Source organism: Catellatospora vulcania (assembly GCF_009720385.1).
Taxonomy (GTDB): Bacteria; Actinomycetota; Actinomycetes; order Mycobacteriales; family Micromonosporaceae; genus Catellatospora; species Catellatospora vulcania.
Genome location: NZ_WARX01000031.1, coordinates 111,152 through 129,490, shown reverse-complemented (window position 1 = coordinate 129,490; position 18,339 = coordinate 111,152). Strand labels below are relative to the sequence as shown.

At 70.8% G+C, this 18,339-nt stretch carries 18 protein-coding genes; 7 read left to right on the top strand and 11 right to left on the bottom strand.

The features are described 5' to 3' along the window. Positions 1–20: 20 nt before the first annotated feature. Genes F6W97_RS36950 through F6W97_RS36935 form a run of 4 tightly spaced genes read right to left on the bottom strand, consistent with a single transcriptional unit; the run spans position 21 to position 2,971 of the window. Positions 21–875: an oxygenase MpaB family protein gene (locus F6W97_RS36950; protein WP_155375223.1), complete on the bottom strand. Its 855-nt coding sequence runs from the start codon at positions 873–875 to the stop codon at positions 21–23. Then, positions 872–2,101 carry an MAB_1171c family putative transporter gene (locus F6W97_RS36945; protein ID WP_155375222.1) on the bottom strand — a complete coding sequence of 410 codons (1,230 nt, stop codon included), beginning with the start codon at positions 2,099–2,101 and terminating at the stop codon, positions 872–874. Before F6W97_RS36945 ends, F6W97_RS36950 begins: the two co-directional genes overlap by 4 nt. Beyond that, complete coding sequence (locus F6W97_RS36940) at positions 2,031–2,555, bottom strand: ImmA/IrrE family metallo-endopeptidase (RefSeq protein ID WP_155375221.1); 525 nt, start codon at positions 2,553–2,555, stop codon at positions 2,031–2,033. The genes F6W97_RS36945 and F6W97_RS36940 overlap by 71 nt, the downstream gene beginning before the upstream one ends. Positions 2,556–2,566: 11 nt before the next feature. Then, positions 2,567–2,971, bottom strand: a complete 405-nt coding sequence (locus F6W97_RS36935; protein ID WP_155375220.1) for a hypothetical protein — start codon at positions 2,969–2,971, stop codon at positions 2,567–2,569. A gap of 549 nt (positions 2,972–3,520) precedes the next feature. On the opposite strand from F6W97_RS36935, the gene rho reads away from it, so the two are divergent. Both rho and F6W97_RS36925 read left to right on the top strand, forming a co-directional pair. After that, positions 3,521–4,840: a transcription termination factor Rho gene (rho, locus tag F6W97_RS36930; RefSeq protein ID WP_155375219.1), complete on the top strand. Its 1,320-nt coding sequence runs from the start codon at positions 3,521–3,523 to the stop codon at positions 4,838–4,840. A 141-nt stretch (positions 4,841–4,981) separates the two neighbouring features. Then, positions 4,982–5,284, top strand: a complete 303-nt coding sequence (locus F6W97_RS36925; protein WP_155375218.1) for a hypothetical protein — start codon at positions 4,982–4,984, stop codon at positions 5,282–5,284. Positions 5,285–5,362: 78 nt separating this feature from the next. Here the strand turns inward: F6W97_RS36925 and F6W97_RS36920 are convergent, their stop codons facing one another. The 6 genes from F6W97_RS36920 to F6W97_RS36895 all read right to left on the bottom strand — a co-directional run bounded on the left by F6W97_RS36920 (position 5,363) and on the right by F6W97_RS36895 (position 12,565). Next, positions 5,363–6,829: a family 43 glycosylhydrolase gene (locus F6W97_RS36920; protein WP_196279495.1), complete on the bottom strand. Its 1,467-nt coding sequence runs from the start codon at positions 6,827–6,829 to the stop codon at positions 5,363–5,365. Between the two features lie 17 nt (positions 6,830–6,846). Further along, positions 6,847–8,310, bottom strand: a complete 1,464-nt coding sequence (locus F6W97_RS36915) for a family 43 glycosylhydrolase (protein ID WP_155375216.1) — start codon at positions 8,308–8,310, stop codon at positions 6,847–6,849. Positions 8,311–8,322: 12 nt separating this feature from the next. Continuing rightward, positions 8,323–9,720 carry a glycoside hydrolase family 43 protein gene (locus F6W97_RS36910; RefSeq protein WP_155375215.1) on the bottom strand — a complete coding sequence of 466 codons (1,398 nt, stop codon included), beginning with the start codon at positions 9,718–9,720 and terminating at the stop codon, positions 8,323–8,325. Positions 9,721–10,229: 509 nt separating this feature from the next. Further along, entirely contained in the window at positions 10,230–10,427 is a 198-nt protein-coding gene (locus tag F6W97_RS36905) for a hypothetical protein (protein WP_155375214.1), read from the bottom strand. Positions 10,428–11,033: 606 nt separating this feature from the next. Beyond that, positions 11,034–11,696: an MOSC domain-containing protein gene (locus F6W97_RS36900; protein WP_155375213.1), complete on the bottom strand. Its 663-nt coding sequence runs from the start codon at positions 11,694–11,696 to the stop codon at positions 11,034–11,036. 161 nt (positions 11,697–11,857) lie between these two features. Continuing rightward, the gene (locus tag F6W97_RS36895; protein WP_155375212.1) at positions 11,858–12,565 is read right to left on the bottom strand and encodes a 4a-hydroxytetrahydrobiopterin dehydratase; all 708 of its coding nucleotides are present in this window, start codon (positions 12,563–12,565) and stop codon (positions 11,858–11,860) included. Between the two features lie 307 nt (positions 12,566–12,872). On the opposite strand from F6W97_RS36895, the gene F6W97_RS36890 reads away from it, so the two are divergent. The 5 genes from F6W97_RS36890 (at position 12,873) to F6W97_RS36870 (ending at position 17,287) form a co-directional block, all read left to right on the top strand. Next, entirely contained in the window at positions 12,873–14,123 is a 1,251-nt protein-coding gene (locus F6W97_RS36890) for a cytochrome P450 family protein (RefSeq protein ID WP_196279494.1), read from the top strand. A gap of 12 nt (positions 14,124–14,135) precedes the next feature. Next, positions 14,136–14,909, top strand: a complete 774-nt coding sequence (locus F6W97_RS36885) for a crotonase/enoyl-CoA hydratase family protein (RefSeq protein WP_155375210.1) — start codon at positions 14,136–14,138, stop codon at positions 14,907–14,909. 240 nt (positions 14,910–15,149) lie between these two features. After that, positions 15,150–15,773 carry an RNA polymerase sigma factor gene (locus tag F6W97_RS36880; RefSeq protein ID WP_155375209.1) on the top strand — a complete coding sequence of 208 codons (624 nt, stop codon included), beginning with the start codon at positions 15,150–15,152 and terminating at the stop codon, positions 15,771–15,773. Continuing rightward, the gene (locus F6W97_RS36875; protein ID WP_155375208.1) at positions 15,770–16,558 is read left to right on the top strand and encodes a hypothetical protein; all 789 of its coding nucleotides are present in this window, start codon (positions 15,770–15,772) and stop codon (positions 16,556–16,558) included. Before F6W97_RS36880 ends, F6W97_RS36875 begins: the two co-directional genes overlap by 4 nt. 117 nt (positions 16,559–16,675) lie before the next feature. After that, positions 16,676–17,287, top strand: a complete 612-nt coding sequence (locus F6W97_RS36870; RefSeq protein ID WP_155375207.1) for a hypothetical protein — start codon at positions 16,676–16,678, stop codon at positions 17,285–17,287. 226 nt (positions 17,288–17,513) lie between these two features. On the opposite strand, the gene F6W97_RS36865 is transcribed toward F6W97_RS36870, so the two are convergent. After that, positions 17,514–18,281: a metallophosphoesterase family protein gene (locus F6W97_RS36865; protein ID WP_230687279.1), complete on the bottom strand. Its 768-nt coding sequence runs from the start codon at positions 18,279–18,281 to the stop codon at positions 17,514–17,516. Between the last annotated feature and the right edge of the window lie 58 nt (positions 18,282–18,339).

Below are 18,339 nucleotides of genomic sequence, written 5' to 3'. Positions count from 1 at the left end.
TGGCGGGGCTCCCGGGTGCGTCAGCGCCGTGCCGCCGGCCGCACCGGGTCGGGCCCCAGGTCCTCGATGGCGTAACCGCCGGGGTAGTGCCGGGTCGCCTGGCCCGGAGTGAAGACGTCCGGCGGAGCCGCCTTGAACCGGCGCACCAGACCGTCGATCCGCAGCAGACCGCGTACGGCGACCCGCACGCCGATGCCGGGCCTGGGCACGCCGAGCGCCCTGCGCACGTCCTCGTCGAGCAGCGCGTCGCTCGCGGCACCGGCCCACCGGCGCAGCGCCTGCGGGAAACGTGTCGCCAGCAGGTCGCGGGTGGCGTCGATGAGCCGGGTGGCGGCGTCGTCGTGGCCGAAGTTCGCCTGTTCGAAGGCGTTGAACCACTGCTCGAACCCGTCCCAGGTGTCCGGCACGTCGCGCACGTTCATGAGCCGGCCCACCTCGCACCAGAAGTGCCAGGTCGCGTCGCGTTCGTGCGGGCGCAGGCGGCGCGGGCCGTAGCGGTCGATCCACCGGGTCGGGATGAACACGAACGTGCCGAGCACGTAGCGGTACTCGTCCGGGGTGATGTCGTAGACGCGGTGGATGCGGTTGAGCGACGCGATCACCTGGCGGCCGCGCGGATGGTGCGGGCCGTGGGCGATCAGCTCGTACATCATCAGCCCGGTGTCGTCGGCGCGTTTGCGGGTCCGCTCGGTCATCTCGCCGGTGTCGGCCAGCAGCCGCGCGATGGCGGGCACCGCGAATGTGCGGTAGAAGGCCAGGTTGAGGCCGATGCGCATGTCGGCGCCGAACTCGCGCAGCGCCAGCTGCCGGTACACGGCGTGGTGGTCCGCCGGCGGGTGCGGGTGGCCGGTCCGCGGGGCTGCCTGCGACGTCACGACGGGTTCCGCACTGCCTGCCGGCCGGCGGGACTCCGCCGGGCCGCCAGCGCGCCGAGCGCGTGTCCGATCAGGCGGGTGCGGTAGACCTGCGCCAGCCGCGCCAGCCACACCGCTTCGCGGTCCGTGGCCACCTCCGCCATCTCGACGTGGATCTGGTGGCCCGGCTCGCCGCCGCGTTTGGTCCGCAGCGCGTCGGCCACCTGGACGGCCTGCGCGACCAGCGCCACCGTCTCGGCGTCGAGGCCCTCCCGCATGGCCTCGGCCGCGCCGACCCGGTACGCGAGGTCGTCCAGCCACGGCCGTAGCTCGGACAGCCCGTCGTGGATCTCGATGGTGCGCTGCATCAGCCGGCGGCCGTTGCCGTACCAGTTGACCAGCCAGCCCGCGGCGCCGTACCACACGGGGCCTTTCAGGACCTGCGGGTACTCGGTGGCCAGGTCGCGGTAGAGGGGTTCCATGCGCTGGCACAGCCACGCCTGCCGGCAACGCCGCACGAACTCGATCACGGCGGTGGCGACCAGCGGCACGACCGCGCCCAGGCAGAGGAACACCACCCCGGTGCAGACCAGGGCCAGGCTCAGCGGGGTGTGCGCGGGGAACCGGTGCCCGGTCACCCCGACCAGCCCGTCCACCGCGGCCATCAGCTGGTACGCCAGGCCGAACGCGGTGCCGACGGTGAACAGCTGCAACCCGATCCGGGTCTGCGCCGTGACGACCATCCGGGAGTAGCGGATGCTCAGCCGGCACAGGTCCAGCAGCACCCAGGAGAAGGCCAGGGCGTACACCACCGAGTAGAGCGCCACGGTGGGCCGGTCGATGTTGTCCAGCCGCCAGCTCGACGGGGTGTCGGCGACCTCGGGAGTCAGCGCGAACAGCACGGCGAGCACCGCGATCGCCGCGGCGGCGATCGCGGCCCGGTAGCGGGCCGCCGCCCGTGCCCCGTCGGCGCCACGGGTCCAGCACAGCATCATGATCTCGGCGAAGAACGCGGCGACGAGCCCGAGTCCGTGGCTGATCACGATGGCGGTGTTGTGGTGGCCGGTCAGCGAGCTGACGGCGTGGTACACGGGGTGGATGGTCACGACCTGGGCGACGCCGCCGAACAGGTTCCACGTGAGCAGTGCCTTGCCCGCCGGGGTGCGCGCCTGCGGCCTACGTGCGAGGACCGAGCCAACGACGACGGCGGCGAGCAGAAACGCCCCGCTGGTCAGCCAGGGAATCAACGGTCACTCCTTGATCCAGGGTTCTCATCACCCGCAGCACGTCATCGGGCACCTTGGGGGCCGGCAGGGCGGCCTGCTCGAGGATGAGCTCGGCCAGGGTCTCGGCCCGGATCTCCTCGTCGTGGGTGTAGCCGTGCGGCAGCGCGGACTCCTCGGCCAGGGCGGTCGTGGGGTGTCCGCGATGTCCCAGCCAGATGTGCGCGACCTCGTGGCAGACGATCACCGACCGGTGCAGCGGGGTGGCGGTGCGTTCGTAGACGATGTAGTCCTGGTGTGCCGCCGCCACCCAGCAGCCCGTGACCCCGCCCGCGGTGGGCCACGGGATCAGGATGATCGGGCGGCGGCGCTGCTGCCCGAGCCACTCGACCAGCGCCACCACGTCCCAGGGGTCGGGAATGGCCAGTCCCTCGAGCGCACTGCGGCACTCGGCGAAGACCTCGCGGCTGGGGGGCATAGGGGCACAGTCTAAGTTGGCGCGTCCTCGGCCGCGCCGGGCCGGGTGGCCGCGCGGGCCTCCAGTTCGGCGATGTGATCCAGGACACCGTTGAGCATCGCGAGGCCTTCCGGCGAGATGGTCTTCACCCGCATCGCGAAGGACCAGACCTCGGGGTCGACCGTGCCGGAGCCGGCCGGCATGAGGTGGTTGTCGTCCATCCCGAAATGCCTGGCCAGCCGCATCAGGATGCCGGCCTGGGTCTTCTCCGGCGGGGTGTTGCCCTTGCGCAGGTCGAAGATCAGCGTATGCGAGCAGCCGACCGCCGCGGCCACCTCGCGGTCGGTATGGCGCTTGCCCGTGTGCGGGTTGGTGACGGTGTCGAAGAGCCTGGTCAAGCGCTCGGCGACCGTTCCTGGGCCGCTGTTCTCGCCCATGACGCCCCTAGTCATTTGCAGCTGACGCCAACCACTGAGCTGTTATCTGTGGTTGACAGAATCCATAGTCGACAGCCTATGCTGTCGAAGTCCCAGACTCAATTCGCGCCGAGCGCGGTGCGAAGCCCTGCGCTGTAGGCGTGGCGAGTCGGGACGATCAGGACTGCGCGGGCCGCGCCCGGCACAGGGGGCAGGCGATCGCGGGGAGTGCCTGCACAGCGGCGTAACGGGGGCACAAGGGGAGCGGCCCGAAGCCGCTCTCCTTGTGACGCGCCCACCGCGCGTGCCGGGTTGCCCTGATCGTCCCGGTGGGGTACCTTTGATCAAGCATCGCTCGATGCAGGCGTGGAGTTCCCGCCCCGAGGATGCCCTTTCCCCGATGACCTGCCACGCTCACGCGTCCGCCGGGATCGGTATCACCGCACCGCCGCCTCTCCTCCGAGACGTCCGCACTTTCCGGATACGTGACTCGGCATTCGTGACCAGGCGTTCGGTGCCCGTCGCGCCCCAGCACGCCCGTGCCTGGCGCACCGTCTCCGAGGAGTACCCATGACCGATCTCGCCCTGCGGCCCGCCGCAGCCGGGAGCCCCGCCGCCGGAAACGGCGTGACGGGACCTGCCACCTCGACCCGCCGCCGTCGCGTCGCGGAACGTCCCCGCACGAACCCGCCGGGCCGCACCGAGCCCGGCGCCGCCGAGCCGGGCGCCGTCGAGGCGGCCCCGACGACCGCGGTCAGCGGCATCGTCGACGTCCGCGACAAGAACTTCTTCGTCCGCGTCGACGGCTACCTGCCCGACCCGGGCGACCCGCACCTGCCGCCCGGCCTCGTGCAGCGTCTCGGCCTGCGCCGCGGCGACGTCGTCACCGGCGCCGCGGCGCACCCGACCGGCAACCGGCGCACCGGCGGGGGCGACCGTGCCGACGCCCGCCGCGCCCAGCGGCCCACGGTGACCGCCGTGGACACCGTCAACGGAGCGCCCGCCGACCATCTCGGCGAGCGGCCGGACTTCTACGCGCTGACCCCGATCTACCCGCGGGAGCGGATGCGCCTGGAGACCATGCCGGACGTGCTGACGACCCGCGTGATAGACCTGCTCACCCCGATCGGCAAGGGCCAGCGGGCGCTGGTCGTGTCGCCGCCGAAGGCGGGCAAGACCATGGTGCTGCAGGCGATCGCCCACGCGCTGGCGGTCAACCATCCCGACACGCACGTCATGGCGATCCTCATCGACGAGCGTCCGGAGGAGGTCACCGACATGCGGCGCACCGTACGCGGCGAGGTGGTCTCCTCGACCTTCGACCGGCCGCCGGTCGACCACATCGCGGTCGCCGAACTCGCCATCGAACGCGCCAAGCGCCTGGTCGAGCAGGGCCGCGACGTCGTCGTGCTGCTCGACTCCATCACCCGGCTGGGCCGTGCCTACAACCTCGCCGCGCCGTCCAACGGCCGGGTCATGTCGGGCGGCATCGAGGCCGGGGCGCTGCACGCGCCCAAGCGCTTCCTCGGCGCGGCCCGCACCATCGAGGGCGGCGGGTCGCTGACCATCATCGCCACCGCGCTGGTGGAGACCGGCTCGCTGGGCGACACCGTCATCTTCGAGGAGTTCAAGAGCACCGGCAACGCCGAGCTGCGGCTGCTGCGGGGGCTCGCCGACCGGCGCGTCTTCCCCGCCGTGGACGTCGACTCCTCCAGCACCCGCCGCGAGGAGCTGCTGGTCGGCGCGCAGGAGCTGGAGCTGGTCCGCCGGCTGCGCCGGGCACTGCACACCATGGACACCCAGCAGACCGGCGAGCAGCTCGTCGACCGGCTGCGCAAGACGAGCAGCAACGCCGAGTTCCTCATGCAGATCGCCCGCGGCACCGGCTGACCGTGCAAGAGGCGTGAGGAAGCATGCAAGTGGCTGTAACTCAAGTATGCAAGAATTTGACTTCCTCTCTTGATTGAGGCGATCGGTCGCGGTAAATTGATGCGCGTTCAACCCCTGTACACGTCCCCAGCAGGAGGAACATTGCGCACCATCAAGTCGGCGGCCCGCATCGCCGCCGTCAGCGGCCTCATGGCGGCCAGCGTCGTCGCCGCCACCTCCGCCCCGGCCTCCGCGGCCGGTTGCAACTCGGGCAACACCAGCTACTCCACCTACCGGGCGGGTGCCTGCTCCGGCTACCCGAGCAACTGGAAGGTCCAGGCGCGGACCGGGTGCCTCGGCGGCGGGACCGCATACGGCAACTGGGTCCTGGTCGGCGGCTACTCGTACGCCACCTGCACGGGCGGCCGGCAGGCCCTCGGCGGCACGTACTCCGTCAGCCCGTAATAATTTCGAAGGCTGCTCCGACCCGCTGCGGCGGGTGCCGGCGCGCGCGATCCCGCGCCGGCACCCGCCGCAGCGTCGTCACACGATGCGCCAGTGCTGGGCGTTGTTGTTCAGGCAGGTCCACTGCCGGACCTCGGCGCCGGGTGTGGTCACGAGGTTGTAGTCGTCCAGACAGAGCCCGCTGTGCCGGTTGACGAGCGTGACGTATCCGCTGCCGGCGTCGACGGTGCGCCACTGCTGCACGGCCAGCCCGTTGCAGGTCCACTGCCGGACCTCGGCGCCGGGCGTGGTCACGAAGTTGTAGTCGTCCAGGCACAGTCCGCTGTGCCGGTTGCTGATCTGGTAGTAGCCGTCGGCCAGCGGGGTGAGGTACCAGTCCTGCACCGTCGCCGTGCTGCACGTCCACTGCCGCACCTCGGCCCCAGGTGTGGTCACGTAGTTGTAGTCGTCGAGGCAGAGGTTGCTGTGCCGGTTTCGGATCTCCACCGGGGTCGCGCCGGCCTCCCCGGACGGTCCGGGCAGCACGGTCGACAGCGACACCGGCACGCCCAGGTTCGGGGTGCCGTCGGCGTTCCAGGAGATCTTCTGCACCCGGGTGCTGCGGGTGGTGCCGCAGCCCTGGCTGGCCGAGCTGTTGGCGTGGTACGCGATCCACGTCTCGGCGCCGTCGGGCGAGGTGAAGAACGAGTGGTGGCCGGGCCCGTACACCCCGTTCGCGTCGCTGCGCTGGAAGATCGGGTTGGCGGCCTTGGCCCACGAGGCCATGGCCAGCGGATCGCCGCCCCGGTATTCGAGCATGCCGAGCTTGTAGTTCGGGCCGTTGCAGTGGCTGGCCGAGTAGGTGATCCAGGTGCGCCCGTTGCGCTGCAACGCGAAAGCCCCCTCGTTGACGGCCCCGTTCTGGGTCTCCCAGGACAGCGTCGGCGCGGAGATCCGGGTGCCGTACGCCCCGGCCGTCCACGGGTTGGTCAGCGGCGCGATGTACAGCGACTGCAGGTTGTCGCTGGGCGCGAACGCCGAGAACATCACGTAGTTCGCGCCGTTGAGCTTGAGCACCGCGGCGTCGATGGCCCAGCCGTTGTTGGGCATCAGGTTGAGGATGCCCCGGATGGTGTACGGGCCGAGCGGGTCGGTCCCGGCGCTCTCCGCGACGTGGGTGCGCCGTGCGCCGCCGCTCTGCTCGACGGAGTAGTACAGGTACCACCGGTTGTTGATCATTTCGAGGTGCGGCGCCCACATCGTCGACCCGCCGGTGCGCACGACGACCTGCTCCGGGGCCCCGCGCAGCGCGGAGATGGTCCGGGCACGGCGCATCACCACATCGGAGGACCAGGTGGTGGCGACGTAGTAGTAGTAACCGTTGTAATAGGTCAGCGTCGGGTCGCCGCTGTTGGGCACGTCGACGGCCGGGTTGCGAAACGTCGGGCCGGGCGCGGCCAGGGCCTGGCCGGGCTGCACGACGACGGCCAGGGACACGCCCAGCAGGGCGGCTGCGGCGAGCGAGAACGCCCGCCGGGACAGGGCACGAAGCCGGGTCGGCGACATGGTCACTCCTCGGGGTGTCATTCGAGTACGAAGGTGGCGTCGGCGCGGCCGACGGTGTCGGTGACCGCCTGGGCGTACAGCAGGTAGTTGCTGTGCCGCAGGTAGCGGCCGGGCAGGCTCTGCGACTCGAATGACACCGCCGACGAGCTCGCCAGGCCCGCCCGCTGGAAGAAGCTGGCGTCGGCGCGGAACGCCGCCGTGCCGTCGTTGCGGTCCACCCACGCTTCGCCGTTGCTGCGCTGGCGCAGGAACCAGCCGGGGAAGTTGGTCGACTCCAGCGACACGCTGCCGCCGCCGTTCAGGCCGGTGACGATCCGGAACTGGGAGTCGGCGAGGTTGGTCACGTTGGTGTCGATCCGGGCCCGGTACTCCCAGTGGCGCACGACGCGGTCCGGGAAGTTGTAGGACTTCAGCCGCACCGGGGTCGCGCCGTCGGGCACCGGGATGCCGAAGTTCGGGGTGCCGTCGGCGTTCCAGTAGAACTTCTGCAGGCGGGTGCGCCGGTTCGGGTCGTTGAGCGGGTCGCCGCTGATGTCCCGGTAGTTGCGGTCGTGGTAGACCAGGATGTCGCTGGCCCCGTCCTCGGACACGGTGAACGAGTTGTGGCCGGGCCCCCACTGCCCGGTGGCGGCGTTGCTGGCGAACACCGGATTGGCCGATTTCGTCCAGGACGACGCGCTGAGCAGGTTGCTGCCCGCCGTCGCGGTGAGCATGCCCAGGCAGTAGTTGGCGTCGGTGGCGCTGGCCGAATAGGTCATGAACAGTTTGCCGTTGCGCTGGATGACCGTCGGGCCCTCGGCCACCTTGTAGCCGCGGGTCTCCCAGGCCAGCGTGGGTATGGTGAGGCGGGTGGTCGCGCCGGTGATGGTCCACGGGTTGGACAGCCGCGCGATGTAGAGGTTGGTGTTCGTGGCGATGCCCGGCTCGGCCTGCGCCCAGATCAGGTAACGCACGCCGCTCGCGACGAAGGTGGACGCGTCCAGCGAGAACGTCTCCCACGGCGTGCGGATCTGGCCCTTCTCGGCCCAGCTAGCGGTCAGCGGGTTCGCGCCGGAGGCCTCCAGGACGTACATCCGGATGGCCCACACGTCGTTGGTCGCTCCGGCGGCGAAGTAGACGTACCACTTCCCGTCGATGAAGTGGATCTCCGGGGCCCAGATGTGCGCGCCCATGATGCCGCTGGAATGCTTGCGCCAGATCACCGTCTCCGGCGCGCTGGACAGCCCCTGCAGAGTGGTGGCGCGGCGCAGGATGATGCGGTCGTACTCGGGCACCGTCGCGGTGAAGTAGTAGTAGCCGTCGGTGTGCTTGTAGATCTGGGCGTCGGCGCGCTGGTTGACCAGCGGGTTGGTGTAGTTCACCGCGGGGGCTGCCGACGCGGCGGGCGCGTGCAGGCCGGCAGCGGCCAGCGCGCTCACCGCCACCAGGGCGGCGAGCCGCCACCAGCGCCGTTTCGTGGTCGCTTCGGGGAGCGGGGTCATGTCCGGGTCCTCTCAGTAGCCGAGCTGGAAGGTGGCGTCGGCCCGGTCGGCCGCGGGCGAGCCGGTGCCGAGCACGTCGATGCGCAGCAGGTAGTTGCTGTGGCGCAGGTAGCGGTCGGGGAAGTTGTGCGAGCGCCACGAGGTCCAGGCGCTGTTGGCCAGACCCGCGGTGCGGTGGAAGGTCGCGTCGGCGGCGAACAGCGCGCTGCCGTCGTTGGCCGCCAGCCCGATCACGTAGCCGCTGTGGCGCAGGTAGTTGCCGGGCAGGTTGACCGACTCGAACGACACCCCGGCCGCGTCGGCCAGACCCGGCCGCAGCCGCCACTGGGCGTCGGCGTACGGGTCGAACGGGTACGGGTCGATGCGGCCGACCCGGCTGGCGTGGCGGATCAGCCGGTCCGGGAAGTTGTAGGACTTGATCCGGTTCCAGGCCGGCGCGCCCCAGCGGGACAGCAGGTTGGCGTGCTCGGTGGCGGTGATCGCCGCGATGGTGGCGTGTTTGGCGTTGACCGGCTGGGTGTAGACGGCCTTGTCCAGCGCCGTCCAGCTGTTGGCGTTGACGTCCCCGCTGCGCCAGACGTAGAACTCGCCGTTGACGGGGCTGTAGGAGTCGCCCCAGAGCCACCACTCGTTGCGGTCGTTGGCCTTGACCACGATGGGGGCCTCGATGCCGCCGTTGACGACGCCGCTGGTGTAAGTGCTGAAGCTGTTCGGGTTGAGGGTGGCCGAGCGGGCGCCGTAGAGCCGGCCGTCGGCGAGGTTCTTGTAGTACAGGTAGTTCGTGACGCTGCCCAGGTGCATGGTCGCGTCGAGGACGTTGAAGCCCGGGTCGAAGAACACCTGTGCGGCGCCGACGTTCACGAAATCTGCGGTGTAGTTGACCATGAACACGTCGCGTACGCCGTTGTGCGCGGAGTAGATGATGCCGTACTGGCCGCGGGCGTTGTCCCAGAACGCCTCCGGCGCCCAGGTGTGGGTGTTCATGGTGTGCATCCGCACCCGCCGGTAGCCGGTGAAGGTGCGCAGATCGACCGAGTCCCAGACGTGGATGTACTGGTTCGGCTGGGTGAAGTCGGTGCCGGCCAGGTCGGTGGCGAGCACCACGAACGTGTCGTCGCGCTTGCGCAGGATGAACGGGTCGCGCAGCCCGCCGGTGCCGGCCGTCGGCGTGACCACGGGATTGTTCTGGTTGAGCGGGGTCCAGTGCAGACCGTCGGTGCTGACGGCCAGGTGCAGGCCGTAGTTGTTGGCCAGCCGGTTCGGCGACTCGGTGAAGTAGCCCATCACGTAGCCGGTCAGCGGACCGGCAGCGTGGGCGGGGGAGCCGGTGGCGGCGATCGCCAGCCCGCCGGTCGCGGTGGCCGCGGCCGTGGACAGCAGCCCGGTCAGCAGCTCGCGTCTGGTGGTCATGGTGGTCCTTCCGGAGGGAGCGGGGTGCTCGCGGTGCGGCCGGGCGCGGGCACAGGTGTCATCGGGGCCGACGCCGTCGGCGTCGGTCCTGATTGCGGGAGAGCTGTCGAGTTGGATGGTGTTTAGGCGATCTACTCCTTGTGAGCGCTCACATTTGTGGCCAGAGAGCGGCATCGTCGGAGACGGGCGGTTACCGCAGGGATCGGAGCCTGCGGGTACGTGAACGGGCGTGGTGCTGGTGCCGCGACGCTGGGTGGCTGCGGTGTTCCCAACCCTGCCCGGATATCGGTTGACGACGATCCCGGGCGCGCCGTGGATCTGAGGTTAGGGCGTCAGGCGAACGCTCACAAGGGTTGTCCGTCATCTTCCCGAAACTTTATCGACGCTTGATCATGGCGGCGGACTGCATGCCCGGCATGCCGGAGCCTGCTCAGCTGCGCGCTGGTCCTGCCGGGAAGCCCCGCCCACGCCGATCAGCCTGAACTCGACCAGATGATCGTGAGCAGCTGTCATGTCAGCAGCGCCCAGGATATGCCGGCTATGAGCGCGGCCGCGCCAATCGTGATCATGGCGAAAGGTCCGAATCTGGTTCTGGAGACTCCATGACCTCGGATGTGGGCAACCGAGCCGATCACACCGAAGATCAGAATGATGATCCCCACGGCGATCAACTCGGTTGGTGACAGCGTGTCCCGCTTCGTATCCACGGCACCCTCTCAAGCTGCGGAGCGGCCAACCTCGGATCACTGTCTGTTGTGGACACGCGTGTGGCGTCGCGGGGGCAGCCGGCCATAGCGTAGATCCTGCCGCGTGGCCGCGACTACCTGCCGGATCGGTTCTCGGGCTGATATACGGGTCCGGGACCGTATGACCGGTTGCTCAGCTGTGCGTGACCGTGACGGCGTACACGGTGACCTGGCCGTAGTTGCTGCTGCTGCAGGGTGAGGAGTTCGGCGCGACCACACCGGCCGCGAGGACGGCTGCGGCACATGGAACGGCGTGGGATAGCGAGGTCTCCCAGGGGCGTGGAGGGAAGTTTCAGTCGTGTCTGCAGCAGGAAAGATTTCTAACATGCATAGATGTGTGACGCTAGATAGATGGCTGCGACATCGGGGATGACGGATGTGTGTGCAGTGCACACCTGTGGAGCGAGTCGCGCTTGCCAACAGGCGCAAAGCGACCTGTGTCCGAGGACGAGTCCCCACACGACAGGACGGGCGGCCTCGGCATCGTGGAGTGCTTTGTCGCCCGGCCTCCGGCGCCCCGCCCCCGGAGCGGTGGATTCCGCCTGGGTGAAGCGCTCGACGTCCCGGTTACCGCCTGCGGAGAAGCCGACTTGTCAGGGTCTCGCGCAGATCGTCAGGCAGCCCGTCGGTCCTCAGCAGATCGGGCAGCAGCTCCGGTTCGGTCGCGTACGCCCGGAAGGCCTGTGCGACCGTCACCCCGTGCGCCGGACGGTCCTCAACGGTGACCGGATCGCCGGCCCACACCTCGCCCTGCTCCAGCACCCGCAGGTACGCGCCTGGGCGGATCGATCGGGCGAAGGTCCGTGCCCAGCGCGGCTCACCCATCCTGCGCTGGAACGTGACGCCCGGGATACGGCCGAACACCGGCTGCAGGACCAACCGAGGACCGACCCGCCACCGCTCGCCGATGACCGCGCCGTTGACGTCGACGCCCTCGGTCGTCAGGTTCTCGCCGAAGATCCCGTTGGCCAGCCGGCGGCTCAGCCTCGCCTGCCACCAGTCGTAGTCCTCGCGTGCGTACGCGTAAACGGCCCGGTCGTCGCCGCCGTGATGCTCGATGTCGAAGATCTGGTCGCCGACCAGGCCACTGTGCAATCCCGTCGCCATCGGCCCAGGCGCCCGCACGGTGACCAGGTGGTCGACCGGTCGCTTGCTGATGCCCGTCAGTCCCACGCCCGTGGCGGGATTGCGGGCCGGCACCGCCAGGTTGACCGACAGGATCCTGCTCACGCCCGGAAACGTACCTGCCCCGGTCCCACGCCCGCCTCCCATTTAGCAGTGCGAGGAGCCGCCACTCGCCTGACATACAGGCGAGGGCTGGGCCCCGTCGGAGCGCCTCGATCGGGACATCGATCACGCCTTACCAGGCCCGGATTACCCGAGTCGGCGGTTCACTGCTTCGTCGCGGCGGACACGTCGACGCACAGGATTCCCTTGTTGCCGTCCTGGTCGGCGATCACGGTGAGCGAGGGTGCGTTGCTGTCGTCGACGACGGTCCCACCCGCGGCGACGGCGGCGGCGATCCGTTGCTCGGCCACCTCGGGCGCCACGTAGACCTCGATGTGGAACCGCTGACGCGGGGTCTGGTGCTCGTCGGCGTCGCCGAACCACAGGTTCGGCACCCGGCCGGTGGCGTCCCGGATCTCGTCGCTGGGGGACCCGTGGCCCTGGGCCTCGGGGTTCCCGGTCAGCAGGGCGGCCCACACCGGGGCGATGGTCGCGGAGCGCGCCGTGTCGAGGCCGAGCTCGATCATGCTGACCGAGGCCGGGTCGGCGTCGACCTTGTGGTCGGCGGCGATCTCGGTGATCCGTCGTGCGAGGTCGACGTCCTGCTGGGTCACCCATTCGATGACGTGTTCGGTGCCCTCGCCGTCGCGGTAGACGGCGTCATCGGTGATCAGCTTGAAGTCGACGTACCCGTTGCCGATCGACACGCGCGGGTGGTGGCCGAGTGCGTCGCCCGCCTCGCCCACCGCGGCGACGAACCGTACACCGGCGCTGAAGTCGGCGACCAGGTAGCGGGCATGGAGCCCCTGGGCCAGCTTGCGCCAGTCGGTCAGGTCGGCCTCGGCGATCTTCTCGCCCCTCAGCATGTCCATGGACGGGACCCTATCTCGGCTTCAGCCGTGCCGCTCGCGCCAGTCGCCAGAGCGGCGGCGAGCTGCCCGCCGACATCAAGCAGCACTACGCCGACTACACCCAGGGCGAGGCCGACGCGGCGTTCCCGCGCATCCGCGCCCAGATCGAGCGCCAAGGCTGACCGGACCGCCTCGGCTCGACTTTCGTCGGTGATTCAGCACTCAGTGGCCGACGATGGCGGAGTGGTCGCTTGCATGAATTATGTCTGTTTCCTATAAGATCGCCGAGTTTGTGCAGCTCAGGGACTTGCGATCGAAGTGGGGACGTATGGGTATGCCGCCCGGGGACGCCGAAGTGCAGTTCGCGGCAGGGCCGTGGGCCTCGCTGGACGATGTACCCCAGGACCTGTTGCAGCACCGCAACAGCGACCCGTACCCGTTCTTCGCCTGGCTGCGCCGCAACGCGCCGCTGCTGCACGAGCGCAAGCGCAGCGGACTGTCGGTCTGGCACGTCGCGGGCTACGCAGACGTCCGGGCGCTGCTGTCCGACAACAGGCTCAGCAAACGCCCCGAGCTGGTCCCCATGTACGTACCCGGTCCCGCGGGCCTGAACCGGCACCTCGTGCACGCCGACCCGCCCGAGCACACCCGGCTGCGCGGGCTGGTGAACGCGGCCTTCATCCCACGCCGGGTCGCCGCGCTGGAGCCGCTGATCACCCGGACCGCGCAGGAGCTGCTCGACCGGCTACCCGAGTTCGGCGTCGTCGACCTGATCGAAGACTTCGCGATGCCGCTGACCTTCAACCTGATCTGCACCATCCTCGGCGTCCCCGACGAGCTGAACACCGCCCGGACCCGGCAGATCCTCGCCGAGACCGTGGTCCCCTCCGCCGACGCCGCCCGGCGCGCCGTGCAGGAAGAGGAACTGCACGACTACCTGCTCGCGCTGGTCGCGCACAAGCGCGCCCATGCCGCTGCGGGCGTCGCCGAGGCCGACCTGCTCGGCGCGCTGGTCGCCGCCCACGACGGCAGCGACCACCTCGGCGAGGAGGAGCTGATCGGCACCGCATACCTGCTGCTGCTCGTCGGGCACGACACCACGGTCAACCTGATCGGCAACGGCATGCTCGCGCTGCTGCGCCACCCCGCCGAGCTGCTGCGCCTGCGGGAGGAACCCGGGCTCATGCCGACCGCGATCGAGGAACTGCTGCGCTACGACTCGCCGGTGCGTGACGCGACCTTCCGGGTCAGCACCGCGCCGGTCGAACTCGCCGGCGGGGTGATCCCCGCGGGCGCCATCGTCAGCCTGCTCATCGGTTCGGCCAACCGCGACGGCGGATACTTCCCCGAGCCCGACCGCCTGGACCTCGCCCGGCAGCCCAACGACCACCTGGCGTTCGGCCGCGGACCGCACTTCTGCATCGGGGCCGCGCTGGCCCGGATGGAGGCCCGGGTCGCCTTCGGCCTGCTACTGGCCCGGTGTCCGCGGCTCAGCCTCGCGTTCCGAGTCGAGGATCTGCGCTGGCGGCCCTCGCGGGTGATGCGGGGCCTGGAGCGGCTCCCGGTCATGCTGGGCTGACGGGGGACTGCCATGTTCGTCGAAGAACTCGCGGTGGATTCGTACGTCACCGCCGGGGTGCTGGTGCTCGTGATCAACCGCCCGGAGGCCCGCAACGCCGTCGACCGTGCCGTGGCGGAAGGGATCAGCGCCGGGCTGGACCGCCTGGAAGGCGACCGCGACCTGTCCGCCGGTGTGCTCACCGGGGCCGGGGGCACGTTCTGCGCGGGTATGGACCTCAAAGCGTTCCTGGCCGAGGGCTTTCCGTTCGTCGATGAGCGCGGGCTCGCCGGGCTGACCCGTGCCGACCGGGGCAAACCGCTGATCGCTGCAGTCGAGGGGTACGCCGTAGCGGGCGGCTTCGAGCTGGCGCTGGCCTGCGACCTCATCGTGGCGAGCAGCACGGCGGTGTTCGGGCTGCCCGAGGTGACCCGGGGCCTGGTCGCCAGTGAGGGCGGCGCGATCAGGCTGCCCCGGCGCGTGCCGTACCACGTCGCGATGGGGATGCTGCTGACCGGCGAACCCGTCGACGCCCTGACGGCACAGCGGTACGGCCTGGTCAACGAGCTGACACCGCCCGGAGGAAGCCTGCCTGCGGCGATCGGTCTCGCCGGCCGGATCGCCCGCAACGCGCCGCTCGCCGTCGCGGCGACCCGCCGGATCGTGGTTTCGGCCGAGGGAGCTGCCACGTCCGACGCGTTCGCGATCCAGGATCCGCTGGTGCGGTCGGTCGCCGCGTCGGCAGACGCCCGCGAGGGAGCGAGCGCGTTCGCGCAGAAACGCCCACCGCGCTGGAGCGGCCGGTAGTCCGGGAGCGAGCGGTAGTCCGGGAGCGTGCCGCGGTCCGGGAGCGTGCGGCGGGTTCGGCGAAGATCGCTGTTCAGGTCAGAAGGCGTGGTCCGACCGCAGTTTCTGACCTGAAACAGCGATCATCGCCCGTTGGCGGAGCGGGACCGCGGGTGGTTATGGTCGCGGAGCACCAAGCGATGCGTCCGCAGTGGCCTGGATCACAGGAACTCGCGGCGCTCGCCGGACAGAGAAGTGGTCATGGAGTCGAGTCTGCGCGCCCGGATCAGGGCGGGTGATGCGAGCGCGTTCGCCGAGCTGTTCGACCAGTACGCGCGGTCGGTCTACAACCACGCGTTCCGGCTCACCGCCGACTGGTCCACCGCCGAGGACGTCATGGCCGCCACCTACCTGCAGGCCTGGCGCTCCCGCGAGCGGATCAGCGACGACGGCGGGTCGCTGCGGCCGTGGCTGCTGGGCATCGCCACCAACGAGGCGCGCAACCACACCCGCAGCAACCGCCGCTACCGGGCCGCGGCGTCGGCGCTGCACGCAGCCGAGTTCACCGCGCCCGACCACGCCGACGAGGTGGCCGGGCGGCTCGACGACAGCGGCCGGATCACCGCCGCGATCGACGCGCTGGCGTCCCTGCGCCGCCAGGAGCGCGAAGTGATCACGTTGTGCCTGTGGGAGGGCCTGGACTACGAGTCGGCGGCGCTGGCGCTGGGCATTCCGGTCGGCACCGTGCGGTCGCGCCTGTCGCGGGCCCGGACCAAGCTGCGCAAGCTCGTCGACGAGACACCCCGCGCATCCCGGAACCCGGCCGGGCCTGCCGGACAGCTGAAGGACAACACCGTTCGTCTGGCAGAGGAGGGCCCCCGATGAAGCACCCGCCGCTGGATCCGTCCGAGTGGGCAAAGCTCACCGAGCTGCTGCCCGACCCCGGCCACCGCGAGCTGCCGCCGGGCCGGCATGAGCTGCACCGGGAGCGGCTGCTGGCGGCGATCAGCCCGGCGGTGCGTACCGCCTCGCCCGCTCGCGGGCTGCCCCGGCGCGGCGTGCTGCGGCCCGCGCTGGCGATGGCGGCGCTGGTCGCCGTCGCGGGCACGGTCACGGCGGTGATCGCGACCGGTGGCGGAGACCCCGTGGTCGCGATCCCGACGCCAGGCGCCTCCACGCCAGGTGCTTCCGCGCCCGTCGCGGAGCCCACCGGCGGGGGAGTGACCGCCAAGATCCGGGCGTACGGCACCGTCCGCCAGCTCACCGAGACCGCCGACCTGGTGGTGCGCGGCGAGGTGCTGCGGGTCGACGGGGCCGGGCCCGATCGCACGGCCGTGTTCGGCGTCGCCGAGGTGCTCTACCGGCTGCCCCGGCTGCCCGCGACCGCTGTGCTCACGCTGCGTGCGGCCGAGAACCCGCTCATGTCCCGGTTGGAAGCGGGCCAGCACACCGTGCTCTACCTGGCCGCCGAGGACCCGCAGGCGGGCGTGCCCGCCTACGCCACGCTCAGCGGCGACTTCGGTGTCTTCGACGTGGCCGGCGACATCGCCACGGCGCGGTCGTCGACCTTCGCGGTGACAGGGCTGCGGGAAGAGGACGCGACCGCCCGCGACCACAGGTTCACCGCCACGCTGGCGGACCTGCGCGCGCTCGCCCGCGAACGCGGCTGAAAACAGGGCGCGGAAATCGGGAACTCGGCGGCGCGAGCGCACAGATAGAAGGCGTAAGCAGCGCCGTGACCCGGGCGAGAACCGCACGGGCCGGCGCCGACACGCGAGGAGCGTTCCATGGCAAGGATCGACCACCCCCACCGCACCCGCGCCCTGGCCGGGGCGGCGGCGCTGCTCACCGCGGCGGCGCTGGCCGCCTGCGGCAGCACCGACCCGGCGGTCCCGGCCGCCGCCGCGCCGACGTCGGCCGCTGCCGTCGCGCCGACCGAGGCCGCGCCGCCGGCGACCGGCAAGCTTCGGGGGTACGCCACGGTCAAGGAACTCACCGACACCGCCGACCTGGTGGCCCGCGGCCAGATCGAGGCGGACGGGTTCCGCGTCGACGAGATCCTGCGCAGCGTGAACGGAGCCGCCGCCAAGGTAGGCGACCGGATCACCATCACCGGCCTGAACGGCCGGACGGTCGACCTGGCCCACATGTCGAAGCTGGAAGCGGGCCAGAAGGTGGTTCTCTACCTGGCGCAGGACGCCACCACCGCGGGTGCGTACAGCACGCTCACCGGCGACTTCGGGGTCTTCGACGTGACCGGCTCGGACGACTCGGCCGCCGCGACGACCCGCTCGACGACGATGGCGGTCAGCGGCCTGCTCGCCGAGGACCCGGCCGCGTCCGGCAAGGGTTTCCGCACCACCCTGGGCCAGCTACGCGCCGTCGCGGCCCAGGCCTGATCACCGCCCGCGGGAACGGCGCATGCAGGCGCCGATCCCGCGAGCGTGCGCCGTTTGGCCAGGGCTGTCGGCGGCGGGCGGCCGGTAGTTGATGACCAGGGCCCGTCACCTCAAGCTGCAGGGTCGGCCGATCGATGCGATCAGGCTGGTCAGGCAGCACACCGGCATGGGTGTGCGCGCGGCCAAGAAGGTGGTGGCTCGCTGTGAACAGCGAGCCGCCACCCCATCAGTCGGCGAAGACGCGGGTTTCGGCGTCGGCGATGATCTCGGCCGGGGTCGGCGGCGTCAGCAGGTAACGCACCACGGTGTCCCCGCTCGGGTCGCCGGTCGTCCGGCACCGGTCGACCGCCTCCTGCACGTCGTATCGCGTCTTGCGCAGGTCGACGTCGGGCCCGAGCAGCGCCCAGTACGCGGTGCCCGGTGCGCCCAGGTGATACGGCAGGCCCACACTGCCCGGGTTCACACTGCGCCGACCCGCGACCTCACGGTCGAACTGCAGGTGGGTGTGCGCGGTGACGATCACCTGCTCCTCGACGTCGCGCGACAGCTCGGCGAAGCGCTCCTCGGACGTCTCGGGTGTCACGCACTCGGTGTCGTCGCGTGGCGAGCCGTGGCAGAACCGCACCGCGCCCAGCCCTGTCACCTCGACGACGACGCTGAGCGGGAAGCCCGCCAGGAACTCGACGGCCTCCGGCGTGTGCTGCCGGACCATCCACGGGTCACGCGGGCGCGTGTGCTCGCGCTCGCCCCGGGCCAGCTCGACGACGGCCCGGTCCGCGTTGCCGCGGACGAACACCGCCCGCCGCCCCAGCTCCTGCACCAGGTCGACGGTGGTCTGCGGCTCCGGACCCCAGGTGAGGTCACCCGGGAACACGATCAGGTCGACGCCGACGGCGGCCACCTCGTCGAGGACGGCGAGCAGGGCGGGCACGTTGCCGTGCACGTCGGCCAGGACCGCGACCCGCGACACCGGGCCGAGACGGGGAGTCGTCACGCGGCCGATCCTCTCACGGCGGCGGCGCGCCCGGTCCCGGCTCGGGCGAAGACGAGCC